This window comes from Paraburkholderia gardini (assembly GCF_907164545.1).
GTDB lineage: Bacteria > Pseudomonadota > Gammaproteobacteria > Burkholderiales > Burkholderiaceae > Paraburkholderia > Paraburkholderia gardini.
The window spans coordinates 104,967-117,511 of sequence record NZ_CAJQZB010000016.1 but is presented as its reverse complement, the minus strand read 5'-3'; the positions used below and the strand labels follow the sequence as shown (position 1 = coordinate 117,511).

At 60.3% G+C, this 12,545-nt stretch carries 13 protein-coding genes; 5 read left to right on the top strand and 8 right to left on the bottom strand.

Features of this window, described 5'->3' with window-relative positions:
* The first annotated feature begins 400 nt into the window (after window positions 1-400).
* The 5 genes from LPA37_RS13655 to LPA37_RS13635 all read left to right on the top strand — a co-directional run bounded on the left by LPA37_RS13655 (window position 401) and on the right by LPA37_RS13635 (window position 2,788).
* A complete protein-coding gene (locus LPA37_RS13655) occupies window positions 401-739 on the top strand; it encodes a hypothetical protein (protein ID WP_229012871.1) in 339 nt (112 codons plus the stop codon).
* Between the two features lie 64 nt (window positions 740-803).
* Window positions 804-1,142, top strand: coding sequence for a hypothetical protein (locus LPA37_RS13650; RefSeq protein WP_229012870.1), 339 nt, complete (start codon window positions 804-806; stop codon window positions 1,140-1,142).
* Between the two features lie 75 nt (window positions 1,143-1,217).
* Complete coding sequence (locus tag LPA37_RS13645; RefSeq protein ID WP_229012869.1) at window positions 1,218-1,547, top strand: hypothetical protein; 330 nt, start codon at window positions 1,218-1,220, stop codon at window positions 1,545-1,547.
* Between the two features lie 36 nt (window positions 1,548-1,583).
* Window positions 1,584-1,916: an H-NS histone family protein gene (locus tag LPA37_RS13640; protein WP_229012868.1), complete on the top strand. Its 333-nt coding sequence runs from the start codon at window positions 1,584-1,586 to the stop codon at window positions 1,914-1,916.
* Window positions 1,917-2,371: 455 nt separating this feature from the next.
* Complete coding sequence (locus tag LPA37_RS13635; protein WP_229012867.1) at window positions 2,372-2,788, top strand: hypothetical protein; 417 nt, start codon at window positions 2,372-2,374, stop codon at window positions 2,786-2,788.
* Between the two features lie 167 nt (window positions 2,789-2,955).
* Here the strand turns inward: LPA37_RS13635 and LPA37_RS13630 are convergent, their stop codons facing one another.
* From LPA37_RS13630 to imuA, 8 genes are all read right to left on the bottom strand, one after another.
* On the bottom strand, window positions 2,956-3,264 hold the full coding sequence (locus LPA37_RS13630; protein ID WP_229012866.1) for a hypothetical protein: 309 nt from the start codon (window positions 3,262-3,264) through the stop codon (window positions 2,956-2,958).
* Window positions 3,265-3,434: 170 nt separating this feature from the next.
* A complete protein-coding gene (locus LPA37_RS13625; RefSeq protein ID WP_229012865.1) occupies window positions 3,435-3,902 on the bottom strand; it encodes a hypothetical protein in 468 nt (155 codons plus the stop codon).
* Window positions 3,903-3,975: 73 nt separating this feature from the next.
* A complete protein-coding gene (locus LPA37_RS13620) occupies window positions 3,976-4,917 on the bottom strand; it encodes a tyrosine-type recombinase/integrase (protein WP_229012864.1) in 942 nt (313 codons plus the stop codon).
* Window positions 4,918-4,931: 14 nt separating this feature from the next.
* Window positions 4,932-6,101 carry an IS4 family transposase gene (locus tag LPA37_RS13615; protein ID WP_229012863.1) on the bottom strand — a complete coding sequence of 390 codons (1,170 nt, stop codon included), beginning with the start codon at window positions 6,099-6,101 and terminating at the stop codon, window positions 4,932-4,934.
* 178 nt (window positions 6,102-6,279) lie between these two features.
* A complete protein-coding gene (locus tag LPA37_RS13610; RefSeq protein WP_229012862.1) occupies window positions 6,280-7,026 on the bottom strand; it encodes a nucleoside 2-deoxyribosyltransferase in 747 nt (248 codons plus the stop codon).
* Window positions 7,027-7,263: 237 nt separating this feature from the next.
* Window positions 7,264-10,407 (bottom strand): error-prone DNA polymerase, encoded by a 3,144-nt coding sequence (locus LPA37_RS13605; protein WP_229012861.1) that lies wholly within the window; start codon window positions 10,405-10,407, stop codon window positions 7,264-7,266.
* Between the two features lie 5 nt (window positions 10,408-10,412).
* The gene (locus LPA37_RS13600) at window positions 10,413-11,876 is read right to left on the bottom strand and encodes a Y-family DNA polymerase (protein WP_229012860.1); all 1,464 of its coding nucleotides are present in this window, start codon (window positions 11,874-11,876) and stop codon (window positions 10,413-10,415) included.
* The gene (gene imuA / locus LPA37_RS13595) at window positions 11,806-12,501 is read right to left on the bottom strand and encodes a translesion DNA synthesis-associated protein ImuA (protein ID WP_229012875.1); all 696 of its coding nucleotides are present in this window, start codon (window positions 12,499-12,501) and stop codon (window positions 11,806-11,808) included. Before imuA ends, LPA37_RS13600 begins: the two co-directional genes overlap by 71 nt.
* Window positions 12,502-12,545 lie beyond the last annotated feature (44 nt).

Below are 12,545 nucleotides of genomic sequence, written 5' to 3'. Positions count from 1 at the left end.
TGTTCGTCAACATGCGTGAAATCCTGGCGCAAAGGGGGCCGTTCATATAGATGCTTCAGATTGATCTGCTCGCGCAGCGGATGCCGGAACAAATCGCCCTCCGTTACAGCCTCCTTCGGACCCATCCAAACCTCGCCAGAAATTGCAGGATTCAGCCTTCAATTTGCCAGGTTCCTGCAATTCCTACAACCCCATTTCGATATCAACGCCTTACCGCTCAAGGCTCGCCCGATTGTTCAGGGCCGACTACCGAGGTTTTGACGCTTCGAGATTGGTACGCACGAAGGGGTTTTGCCGGAACGGAAAGCACTCGGAAGATGGTCAAGAACCTCTCGGGTAGCGCTAACCAATAGGAAAAGCAGGTGGCGCGCGAGCGTCGGAAACGATAAGAGGTACGAAGATGGGAAAGACCTGTTGGACATGGAAGCTGCTGTGTTGGCTCGTTGTTGCATGTGCCGCGCTCGCGTTTTACTCGGGATTGCCAGCGGTTGCTGTGATCCTCGCAATTGTCGCCGTCATGCTGTTCGTTGTGGATTTTCGCGTCGCAATGAGTGAGCCATTTCGGGAGTCTGCGATTGGCCGGATTGCGCGTGAAGAGGGCGGGCCAACGATGCGGGGCATGGTGTATCTCGCTCTCGCGGTGGCTCTGTTGCTGGCAGGTCAATTCGTCATGGCGTTGGCTGCTCGCTCGGCCCCCACAAAACCTGTTTCCGCGTTTTGCTTCATCTGCGCTCATTGATCGGAAAATTAACTGGCGCGCGAGCGCCCTGTACCGGCCAGTTGCCGGACAAGAGGAATCGGGGATGAAAGCAGTTAAGTTTGCCGTGCTCGCAGCTTTGGCCGCGACAGCGGGCAGTGTGTTTGCAGCGAATCAGACCGGGCCGGAACTGGTGTCGGTTTCGTACCTCACGGAAGGTTCGACCACCGTTGCCCTACCGACGTTCAAGCAGGCGGATGGATCGCTTTGCCGGAGCTATGTCGCGGATTCGACGCGCGGAGCAGATGGCAAGGTTGAAACGACCATTCGGCAGTTTTGCGATACGCCGCAGCAAAAGGTCGTTGTGATTCACAGCGTTGAAAAGGACGGGCTAACCACCCAAACCCTGACCACCGAGAATTTGAAGGTCAGTGCAACTCAGTGATGCGCTGGTCCCTGTCGCTCCACGCGGGGCGACAGCAGCTAACGCGGCATACATCGGAAAATTCGGGGAGCGACGATGGCACTTTACTGGCAGGGCAAAGCGACACCGCTGACTTCGGTTGTGGCCGAAGTGATCCAGGTTACTCCGATGACTTCCACTGGCCTCGCCGTCGATTGGCTGGTCAACGAGCAATGCGACACATTGCTTATCGAAGGGCACGTTGATCTTGTCGCAGCGGCGCAAGCTATGCATCTTGAGGGCGGTGACGCTTTCCCGGCTCCACGTCATGCGTGGTTTCGGTACATGAATGCACCTGAAGACGAACCTGTCGAACCCGGTCACGGTTGGCGCGGCGAGTGCACACGTGGACGACTATCGCGGGTAGCGAGCGCGACGGCGCGCTGATGTGGCTCGCGAATCACGAGCTATAGGAAAAGCCGCATGTCCACGTATCTAGAATTGAAAGCGCAACTTGCGACGCTGAACCTCAAGATCGAGGTTGTGCGCGCTGGCGAAAAAGCCAATGCGATTCGCGAGATTCAAACAAAGATGGATGAATGGGGCATCCAGTTACGGGATCTTCAAGACGTGCGAAATGGTCGCCGCTATGTCCCGACGAAGAGCGGCCAGTATGTGCCGAAGTACAGAGACCCGGTTAGCGGAGCAACTTGGAGTGGCAAGGGCCGCGAGCCCCGGTGGATCGCTGGCAAAGACCGTACGGCGTTTTCTTTCGATCCGGCCAGGGCCGATCAAGCGACAAGCAACCAGGAGTAGGAAAATTCCATGATGAACGGGTGCGTGTACCGCTGCCTTGATCCGAACTGTAACGATGCGACATTCGATATCAACGCGACTTCGTGTGTCCATTGCTTGCGGGAAAGTACGCGCTGAACAGGTCACGGACAGCGCTCGAGTTGCACATCGCACGCGTGTCGAGCGCATCGAAGAACTGAAAGCGAAGTATGGACTTTGAAGCGAGGAAAGTATCCGGCGCGGACCGCGCCCCGTATGACGGCCGGCAGCCGCGAATCGTGGATCGGGAAGATGAGAAACTGGGGACGCGGAGTAGCAATGTTAGCGCTGATTGGAGCGTTGCTTTCGGTGACAGGCTGCAATACAGTCGCCGGGGTTGGTGAAGACATTTCGGGTTCGGCTCGTGCTGTTCAGCGCTCCCTATAAAACCAGGGCGGTCAGGAAAACCTACGCGCCGATCGGAAAGACGAACTTCCATGGACGATGTGACTTTAGCAGACGCATTGCGACTTGCCGTTAGCATCTTGCGCGACGTGGCGCTGTCCCGGAACACGCCGGCCGGCGTTGAGTTAGATGAAGCAACCGCAGTGCGCTACTTTGCCGCCGCAGATAGGCTTGCCGATTCTCTCGTTGACGAACACGAGCCGGGATCGCAGATGTCCAACGAGGCGATTCCGACGATCGAGTCGCTCACGGCTGCCGCTCGGACTGGCGTCACAATCATCCAGCCTGGTGGTCAGACAACACGAATACACGGCGCCTCGGCTGCCGTCGGAAACTCTGTGATCGACGTATTGTATGACGCAGAGAAAGGGACGTTCTCGTGGGTGGTTGACGGGTTCAACCGGACCGTCGATTGGGTGCGCCGGTTCCTGGACAACCGGCGCCGATAGCGCCGCATGCATGACCGGCCCTCGCTCACACCACGCGGGCATTGACGCACTTTCGGAACAATGCGTGTTCCGATGCGAGGGAAAAGCGCATGGGACTTACCTCATTGCCGGAGCATAGAGCGGTACTGCTTCGCCTGTGCCGACCGTCACCCTACCCGGAGTGGCTATTACTGCAACTTACGAACGGGATGTTTGGTGCTTTCTGGCACCAGGGCTTCGACGGCGATTTGTGCATAACGGTGGCCGAAGGCCGCTATCGTGACGGGTGTGCATATCGGTCCCGCGCCGAACAGCGAGTTTTGGAATGGATGAATCGGAATCGACTTGGATAAATCGGGAAGAGAACCATGCGCTACGTCGTTGTCAGTGGTGAACATACGAATAAGGCCGCGGATGCTATCGCCGCGCTTGAGAAGAGTGTCAACACGGCGATTCAGGAGGGTGCTACCGTCTCCGGGGGTGTCAGCGTTGTACATGGACCTTCTTCGCGAAACTTCGGGATGCCCGGCTACCAGGCGTTCCAGGCTGTGGTCTACCCGAATTAAAAAGCAGGAAGAGTTACGACTTGATTCGCAATATGGTTGCGGGAATCACGTAAGCGATATGCTCGGCCGTCGCAACGTTTCCATGGTCGCGACGGCAACGATTAGCCTAGAACGTGAGTCACCTCTTCCGACGCCGGAGACGGCGTAGCATGTACCGTCTGCACACGAGTTCGTCCCGCAATGATGCTCTCGGAACGAATAGAGATGCTTTCACGAACGCGCGAGCCTGCGGCCTTTACCTGGCCCGACTCGTACGGATTCCCCCGACGAATGTAATCATCGATGTCGGCCTCGATCGCGTACTCCACAGCGCCACGTGCGTCCTCGACGACGAGGCGCAGCGCGTTGACGGGTATGCCCGGCAATGCGCTGTCGACGATCCGGTTGAGGATATTGTCGCGCGCGATTGCAGAATCGACGGGACTGGTGAACTCAGGGTCCGTGTGAAGCAGATGAATCACAGCCAGGCGCTCGGTCGTATCGGTGAATGCGATCCGGTAGCGCAGCGCACAGGGCGCGCCGGTTTCGTCCGCGTAGACGAACTCGAAAAATGAAGTTCGAAACGGCATGAGTGCTCCTCATTGGTTGATGATGCCAATTCGGACGAACCGGCAAAATCAGCCTACGGAGCAGGACGGAAAGTCAAGTCGCGAGCAAAGCGTCAGAATTGACAGCGACCTCGGGCTGGATGGTCGCTCGAAGCCGAGTCACCGTGCGGTGGCTGACAAGTCCGAGCAGACGGCTCACATCCTCATTGCTGCGGCCGTCGAGCAGTTGCCGGCGCGCGTACGTGTTGCGCAGGATACGAGGGCTCATATCAGGCGCACGAAAGTCGATCGCATCTAACGCCTCACGAACGATGATTCCGAGGAGCATGTCGTTGATCGGCTTTCCACCCTTGGGAGCCGGGAATAGCAGATGTTCTTCGTCCCATTGCGACACGCGGAGCCATCGCTCCAGCACTGCGATCGAAAACCCCTGTAAGGTCACCTTGCGCTCGGCGCGCGCGCCGCGTTTGGGAATGGAAATGTGCGGTCGTATGTCGTCGATGACGAGGTGGCCAACGTGGGCAGCGCGGATCTCGCCGGCAGTGATACCCGAGCCCGACAGGAGCGCGACGATCGCCCGATTACGCAATTCACGATCGGTGTCCGCGGCCTGTGGCTGAACGTACGACAGGAGTCGTTCGTCGGCGGCCGGATCGAGAAAGAGCGGTTGCGGTTCGTCCTCTGGCCACTGTTCTTTCCGTACGAAGTCGGAAGCGGGATTGGTCCGGCGCACGCCAGATTCCACCAGATGTCGGCATAGCCGATCGACGAGCTTCGCGTAGCGGACGTGCGTCGTTGTCCCAAGCGAGCACCGGTTATCGACGTCAGCGAAAAATGCATCGAGATGAGCGGTGTCGAACGCGGTCAACGTCGTGCCTCGCGCGGTCAGATACCGCAGGAAGCGATCAAACATCGCGGTGTGCTGCACGACCGAACGCGCGGCGAAGCGTCGTCGATCCGCACCGGCGGCATCGTGCGCCTGCCATTCTCTATAGGCGGTGGCCGGATCGTCCAGCCAGTGAGATACCGTATCCATGCAGTAGTGTCCGGTTAAATATCGAACAAATTCATTTGGTTATCGGGTTGAGGCTGATCGGGGCCTGACGGATCAAGCCGCAAAGCGCTTGAAATCTCGGTTTTCTCGAACACAGAGACCGAAAGAATCTGTAGCAATGTGTAGAGTGAGGCATCGAGTTGAAGCTCCTTTTTGACGATGGCGATCAGCACGTAGGTGGAGACGGCGCACCAGATTTGCGTCTTCACTGCGTTCTCGCTGGTGCCGAGAAATCGCTTGATGCGCAGATGCTGCTTGATCCACTTGAAGAACAGTTCGACCTGCCATCGGTTGCGGTAGAGCGCGGCGATGGCCAGAGGTGGCAGCGTCGTGTTGTTGGTCAGGAAGATCAGGCTTTTGCCCGATTCGGGGTCCTTGAAGCGGATGCGCCGCAAATGCTCGGGATAGTCCTGCGCGGAGTAAAAGCCGTTCAGGGCAATGCGTTGATCGCAGATCACGCCGGTGCTGCGCTCGGTCGCCGTCGAATAGACGCGGCGCACGTTCATGTTGCGTTTGGCCCGCGTGACGAAGAACGCGCCCGCCTGATGCAGTTTGAACAGTCGTGCGAAATCCAGATAGCCGCGATCCATGACGTAAAACGCCCCGGCTTCGATGGGCATGAAGTCGAGCACCCCGACTTCGTGCATCTTGCCGTCGCTGATGTGGATGAAGGCGGGGATTGCACCACGCAAATCCAGCAGCGTATGCATCTTGATAGCCGCCTTGCTCGAGCGAAATGGAGCCCACTCGAACAGCGACAGGCACAAGTCGATGGTGGTGGCATCGAGGGCATAGACGGTCGCGTCCAGATCGATGTCCAGCGGCTCGGCTGCGTAAAGTGTTCGGGCACGGGTGATAAGCCGCATGGCCAGCCCGTGATAGATGCGCCAGTCCCGCAGGTTCAGCGCGTCCGACAAGGTCGAGCGCGCAGGCACGTTCTTCAGGCCCATGTGAAACAGCTTGCTCTGGTTCGCCGCCAGACAGGCCTCGATGTCGCGCAGCGATTCGCGCCAGGTCAGCTGGGCGAAGGCCATGATGCGGAACAGGTCGGCGCAGCCCAGCGTGCGCACACCTGCGTCGCCACGATGCCGCTCGATGATGCGGCCGAACGTCTTCCACGGCACAAACTCCATTACTTGCGCAAACAGCGTCTTGCCCACGTTCATGTGCTACCCCGGGTGACCCAAACCCCAAAGGATCGCAAATGCTGAATTTGAAATTCAAATCGTGGACACCCATAAAATCGCTGGAACCTATGTCAACAGGCCACCTCCGGCCTGTCGCATTCAAATAAACCGGACACTACTGGTATCCATGATAAGTTTATATACTGAATTAGCGACATCACCCCGTGCTGCGAATCTCCGATTCGCCGGCCTGTCTATAGGGAGAAGGGGTGCTTCCCATCCCATACTTCGTGGCGATTTCTGTGAGACAAGCCCCGACGTCGCCCGTCACGATACGTGCTGAACATGCGATCATAAGATTCTTTGACAGGCCGAAGTCCTCCACGAGAAAGCCTCGCTCACACACCTCACCGTGTGAAGTGAGCCGCGACGGCACCCGATCGAGGACCGTTCCTTCGTTGGTCGTGTATGCCCAAACGTCCTTTTGAAGGGCCGCGGCGAATCCGATCTCAAAAGCCGTCCCGGAATCCGCCTCGCCGGGCCCGCGGAAGTCGTCGACGTTGGCCATCACGATGTCGCATGCGCGAATAGCCTCGATGTTCGAACGATATATCCTCGCCGCGCGATCGGATGGAGACATGCCGTTCGGCACACTCGCATCGAGCGGATAGATGCCGTCAACACCAAACGACGCGCACAGATCCGCCAGGTAACGGCCGTACTCAACCGCGTTCGTGCGAAAAACGTCGAAGCCTGCGAGGTAAATTCGCCGGCGACTAGCGGCCCGTTCGATTGGCAGTGGGGGAGGGGAGAAATCGCCGCTGCGCACCTTGCGCTGGACCCGGGTCAGTTGTGCGCGGACGGTCCCCGTTGACGTGTTTATATTGGCTGATATTTCTTCGGGAGTCATTCCTCGATCTGCGAGTTCCACCAGACTGGCCTGCTTAACCGTTACGCGCGCCATTCAACCATCTCTCCGTCCCACTGTGCGATGAACGGATCTTAGCCGAAACGGCGCGAAGTCAAGTGTAAGCCGACGACAGTTTTGTGCGACCCGTCCGAGCAGCGTGTCTCCGATCGACCGCATCTGAACCAGGCGAAGCCGTCGCGTGCAACGAAATTTGCGTTGAAGCCATCTCGTTCCAACGCGCTCGCCGGACGCTACCCGGTGCGGTGGCTTCGGCATGCCTGTGTTCGCCCTTCAGCAAAAGCTCCGGCTCACGGTATGCAGCTTTCCGAGAAGTTCCGAGAGGTCGACCAGGCGGTGGGCGATGAGGTATCTCACCTCGCCCTGGCATTGCCATACGCCATACACTGCCAGGAGCGATGCCCCAAGCGCTTCACGCCGGAACTTCTCCAGCACTGACTCCCAGACGATGACGTTGACCGATCCGCTTTCGTCCTCGATCGTCATGAACATGACGCCGTTTGCCGTGCCTGGGCGTTGCCGCACAGTTACGATGCCGCATGCACGCGCCAGCTGACCGTTACGATATCGCGTCAGCACACTGGCGGCCATCAGCCGCCGTTCCAGCAGCCGCGGCCGCAGCAATGCGAGAGGGTGACGATTCAACGTCAGGCCGATTGAACGGTAGTCGCTTACGATATCTTCGCCCTCGGTAGGAGCCGTGAGTTCTGGTATCTCCTCGTCGCGCGTGGTGCCGCGCAGAAGATCCCGATCAGGCACGGCCGCAACCGCACTCCAGATCGCCTGCCGGCGGTTTCCGGCGAGCGCGGCCAACGCATTGGCGTCAGCGAGCACGTGCATGTCATGCCGATTGAGTTGGGCGCGGTTCGCCAGATCCTCCACCGTCGAGAATGCACGAACGGCGCGCGCCGCTTCAATGCGCGCAGCGGCTTCCGCGCGCATGCCGCGTACAAGTGACAGACCGAGCCTCACCGACGGGCGTGAGCTGTCGCCTTCGAGCGCCGAATCCCAGTTACTTACCGTCACGTCGACAGGTAGCACCCGCACCTTATGTCGCTTCGCGTCCTGCACGAGCTGCGATGGCGAGTAAAAGCCCATTGGCTGACTGTTCAACATCGCGCAAAGAAACGCTTCGGGCTCGTGCTGTTTGAGCCAGGCGCTCGCATACACGAGCAGCGCGAAGCTGGCCGCATGACTCTCCGGAAAACCGTATTCGCCGAAACCCTGAATCTGCGCGAAAATGGACTCCGCGAACTCGCGATCATATCCGCGCTCGAGCATGCCGTTCACGATCCGCTCGTGGTAGTTCTGCAGTCCGCCCTTGCGTTTCCAAGCCGCCATCGCACGACGCAGTTGATCAGCCTCGCCGGCAGAGAAGCCCGCCGCGAGCATCGCGATCTGCATGACCTGTTCCTGGAAAATCGGCACACCGAGCGTGCGGGAAAGGGCCTTCTCGACGTCCGGACTCGGAAAGGAAATGGGCTCCAGTCCCTGCCTCCGACGCAGATACGGATGCACCATGCCGCCCTGTACCGGACCCGGGCGCACGATCGCTACCTCGATTACGAGGTCATAGAAGACTCGCGGCCGCAGCCGCGGCAGCATACTCATCTGCGCGCGCGACTCGATCTGGAACACGCCGACGGTATCCGCGCGACAGATCATCTCGTACGTCGCCGGATCTTCGGCGGGTATGTCCTGCAACTCGAACGGCTCGCCGCGCTTTTGCGCGACCAGGTCGAGTGTGCGCCGAATCGCGGAGAGCATGCCGAGTGCCAGAATATCGATTTTCAGCAAGCCAAGGGCTTCCAGATCATCCTTGTCCCACTGGATCACGCTTCGGTCCGGCATCGACGCATTCTCGATCGGCACGAGGCGCGAGAGCTTGCCTCGCGCGATCACGAATCCTCCGCTGTGCTGCGACAGGTGTCGCGGGAAGCCGAGCAGCTGCGTGGCGAGTCTCGCCCAGTGCTGAACTGTCGGCACCTCGGGGTCCAAGTCACTTTCTGCAAATCGCGTGAGCAGGTCCTGACTCGAGTCGAACCAGTGATGCGCCTTCGCCACACGATCAACGATGAGCGGATCGATGCCAAGCGCCTTGCCCGATTCGCGGATTGCGCTGCGCGGGCGATACGTCGTGACGGCCGCCGCGATCGCCACGCGCGTTCGCGTGTATTTTCCGTAGATGTACTGGATGACTTCCTCGCGCCGTTGGTGCTCGAAGTCGACATCGATATCGGGCGGCTCGTCACGCTCCTTGCTGATGAACCGCTCAAACAGCATGCTGCTGCGCGCGGGATCGACCTCCGTCACCCCGAGGCAATAGCAGACAGCGGAGTTGGCCGCCGACCCTCGCCCCTGGCAGAGAATTCCCGTGTCACGGGCGAACCGGACAACGTCGTAGACGGTCAGGAAGTACGGCTCGTATTTCAGGTCGGCGATCAGCGCGAGTTCATGTTCGATCTGTTCCTGCACGCCGTGCGGGATACCTGCGGGAAATCGCCTGTGTGCGCCCGTATAGGTCTCCTGTCTCAGGTAGGCGGTGGGCGTCATACCATCGGGCACCAGCTCGTCGGGATATTCGTATCGCAGTTCGTCAAGAGAGAAGGAACAGCGCCCCGCGACGTTCAGCGTTTCAGAGAGCGCACGGCTCGGATACAGGTTAGCCAGCCGCAGTCGGGAGCGTAGATGCTGCTCGGCGTTCGGTGCAAGATCGAAGCCACATTCTGCGACTGGCCGTCCGACGCGGATTGATGTGAGCGTGTCCTGCAGGGGCTTGCGCGAACGCACATGCATCAGCACATTGCCAGTGGCCACGACCGGCATGTTGTGACGGTTCGCCACACTTTCGACGGTGTCCCGGTGAATATCGTCCATCGCCCGCGCGAGGAGTGTCAACGCTACCCACGCCCGTCCCGCGAACGTCGCCGATGCCCATTCAACCTGCGCATCGAGGCGCGCCTCGGTCGCCGGGAAATCAGGCAGGACGATGACCAGACAGTCAGGCAGTCCGCGCAGATGAGAATATGGCGGTTCGCCGTGGTCGAGATCGCGCGGAGTTAACAGGTAGGCGCCTTTCGTTGCACGCGTGCGGGCGAGCGTGATCAGTTCGGAAAGGTTGCCATACCCTTCACGGTTCTGCGCAATTGCGATCAGGCTGACGGCACGCGTACCATCGGCGTTGGTCAGATGAAAATGAGTACCGACGAGCAGTTTGATCCCCGCTTCCTTCGCTGCAACGTGGGCTCGCACGACGCCTGCGAACGAGCACTCGTCGGTGACGGCGATGGCGTCATAGCCCAGCTGAGCCGCACGCGCCGAAAGCTCCTCCGCATGCGACGCGCCCCGCAGGAATGAGAAGTTGGAGCAGCACTGCAGCTCGGCGTAGCCGGGCAGGCCTGGTGAAGCGGTATCCATGGTCGTTAGCCGAAAAGTCCATGCAGATACCAGCGCGCTTCCTGATCGTCGCGGCTGCCGACCCGTTCACGATAGATCCAGTAACAGACGAAGTCGTCCGATTCGGCAACGAAGTAGTCGCGCGTGACGAGTTCGCCCCCGAACCAGCCCGCCTCGAGACGCTCGCCTGGCGACATCATGCGTAATGGCGTGGCATAGAAAGGCCGGTGTGCCCGCACCAGCAGCTTGACGGGCTCCTCCAGCAGCCACAGCGGCCGCGGTGTGTCGCCGGGCGGCGGTGCCCACCGTGCCGCGTCGGTGAGCGGCACCCAGCGGGCGGCTGCTTCAGGTCGGTGATCATCCGCAGGCGCCGGACGCAGAACGTTTTCTGAACCCAGCCGCGCGACAAGCAACTCCATCAGGCGGGCATGGTCTGCGGGCGACCCACCTGGTTCGGGGAACAGCGAGCGGGATGCAGGAACGGCCGGCTGCACGTCGCGCGCGTCGATCCGGATGGCGATGACTGCGGCGGCCAGTTCGACGCGCGAAAGGCGCTCACGCAGCAGCCGCACAAGATGCTCTTCGTGCCACGTCGGTTCGGCCAGCGCGATATCGATCGTTGTAGGTTCAATTGCCGCGCGGCCGCGCTCGTGCTCAAGCTGGATTTCGAACCGCGCAAGGGCGAGTTGCTGGTTCACGAGCCAGCCGGTCATCTGGACGATGAGCCGACGCGCAGCAAAAAGACAGGACTCGGCATGTCCGATGCGGTCCGGCATCTCCAGCCGCGCGGAGAACGCCGGCGGCAACTCAAGCCAGTCGTATACCTCGGGCGCAGCGCCCGTTGCACGGTCAATCATGTCAAGCAACGCGATTCCGCAGCGCTTTTTTAGTCCCGCGCGCGGTAGCCGCATCAGCTCACCGATCGTCTGACAGCCCACGCCCGCGAACCATTCTGCATATTTTCGTGCGGGCGGCAGTAGCACGACCGGCAGTCGCGACAGTCTTCCCAGGAGTGATCGGTGAGAGAGCGCCCAACCACCGCGCCGGGCAAGCAGCCAGGCACCTTCTCCCGTTGGAGCTGCGGCGAACGATGCAGTCACACCTATTGCATTGGCGACGCCCCTCATGGCACGCAGCAAAGGGCGAATGCCCCCGAAAAGACGGAGGCTCGCCGACACGTCGACGAGGACAGAGTTTTCTTCGGCGAGCGTGATCTGGGGTGAAAACTGCATCAAGCTCGTGGCCAGCGCACTCAACGTGTCCCGCTCCCGATCGACGTCGCGTTCACGAACCTCAGCATCGGGCACAAGCGTCAGAACGCCGGAGCGCCGCATGCCGGCACGTACACCGGCCGCGCGCGCGGCGCCATCGAACGCGACGACCCGCTCCCGCTCGACAACGGCGAACGCCGCGCCGGGTTCAGAGGACCACATCGGCCGGAATACTTCGAGGCACAGCGACGGGAGGTGGACTCCGATCCACAATTGCATGTCGGTTCTGGTTCAGGATAGGCGAAGGAGTAAGCGGCACGAACAGGGGTTCATCGCGCCTCGGTCCGCGACGCTTCACGAATTCCACGTTGACGCCACCTCGTGCTGACCGCAGGGCCAGCCTTAGCGGTGCAGGCGAAGAGTCTGCCGCCGCCGCAAGCGGCCGTACCATTACAAAGAGGGTCTCCGCGGTCTGAGCGGCTAAATGCAGCCGGCGCAACGCCTCTGGCCTCGCGTGACTTTGCCAAAAGACAAGTACCGCGCACGTTCCCGCTCGCAGCACCTGCTCGGCAGACCAGAGGGCATCGGCCGTCGATGTCGCACGTAACACAGTGAGATTTTTCCCCGTCATCCCCCACCACCCGAATGCGCTCAACTGCAGACGATGGGGCGGCTGGATCAAAATGACCGGGCGTGCGTCACTTAGGGCCAGAGCTGGTCTCATCAGCCTCAACTCACCGCATCCGGCTTGTTGTACCAGCAAGTCTGTGAGCGCCCCGACTGGCCAACCGCCACCAGGCAACTCGGAGGCCATCGCATCGTTTCCGCACGGAATCACCCGCGTTCCGCCCGCAGCAAGCTGGGAGCCGCGCCAGAGCATTATTCCCCCCACGCCCGGATACATAGTCGCATCGACCAGAGCATCGATAGAACGTGTCCGCTCGTCTG

Coding starts and splice junctions, on each gene's coding strand:
- LPA37_RS13600 (WP_229012860.1), bottom strand. CDS start 11,876: ATGCAATTGTGGATCGGAGTCCACCTCCCGTCGCTGTGCCTCGAAGTA.
- LPA37_RS13605 (WP_229012861.1), bottom strand. CDS start 10,407: ATGGATACCGCTTCACCAGGCCTGCCCGGCTACGCCGAGCTGCAGTGC.
- LPA37_RS13615 (WP_229012863.1), bottom strand. CDS start 6,101: ATGAACGTGGGCAAGACGCTGTTTGCGCAAGTAATGGAGTTTGTGCCG.
- LPA37_RS13610 (WP_229012862.1), bottom strand. CDS start 7,026: ATGGCGCGCGTAACGGTTAAGCAGGCCAGTCTGGTGGAACTCGCAGAT.
- LPA37_RS13640 (WP_229012868.1), top strand. CDS start 1,584: ATGTCCACGTATCTAGAATTGAAAGCGCAACTTGCGACGCTGAACCTC.
- LPA37_RS13630 (WP_229012866.1), bottom strand. CDS start 3,264: ATGTACAACGCTGACACCCCCGGAGACGGTAGCACCCTCCTGAATCGC.
- imuA (WP_229012875.1), bottom strand. CDS start 12,501: ATGTATCCGGGCGTGGGGGGAATAATGCTCTGGCGCGGCTCCCAGCTT.
- LPA37_RS13625 (WP_229012865.1), bottom strand. CDS start 3,902: ATGCCGTTTCGAACTTCATTTTTCGAGTTCGTCTACGCGGACGAAACC.
- LPA37_RS13620 (WP_229012864.1), bottom strand. CDS start 4,917: ATGGATACGGTATCTCACTGGCTGGACGATCCGGCCACCGCCTATAGA.
- LPA37_RS13635 (WP_229012867.1), top strand. CDS start 2,372: ATGGACGATGTGACTTTAGCAGACGCATTGCGACTTGCCGTTAGCATC.
- LPA37_RS13655 (WP_229012871.1), top strand. CDS start 401: ATGGGAAAGACCTGTTGGACATGGAAGCTGCTGTGTTGGCTCGTTGTT.
- LPA37_RS13645 (WP_229012869.1), top strand. CDS start 1,218: ATGGCACTTTACTGGCAGGGCAAAGCGACACCGCTGACTTCGGTTGTG.
- LPA37_RS13650 (WP_229012870.1), top strand. CDS start 804: ATGAAAGCAGTTAAGTTTGCCGTGCTCGCAGCTTTGGCCGCGACAGCG.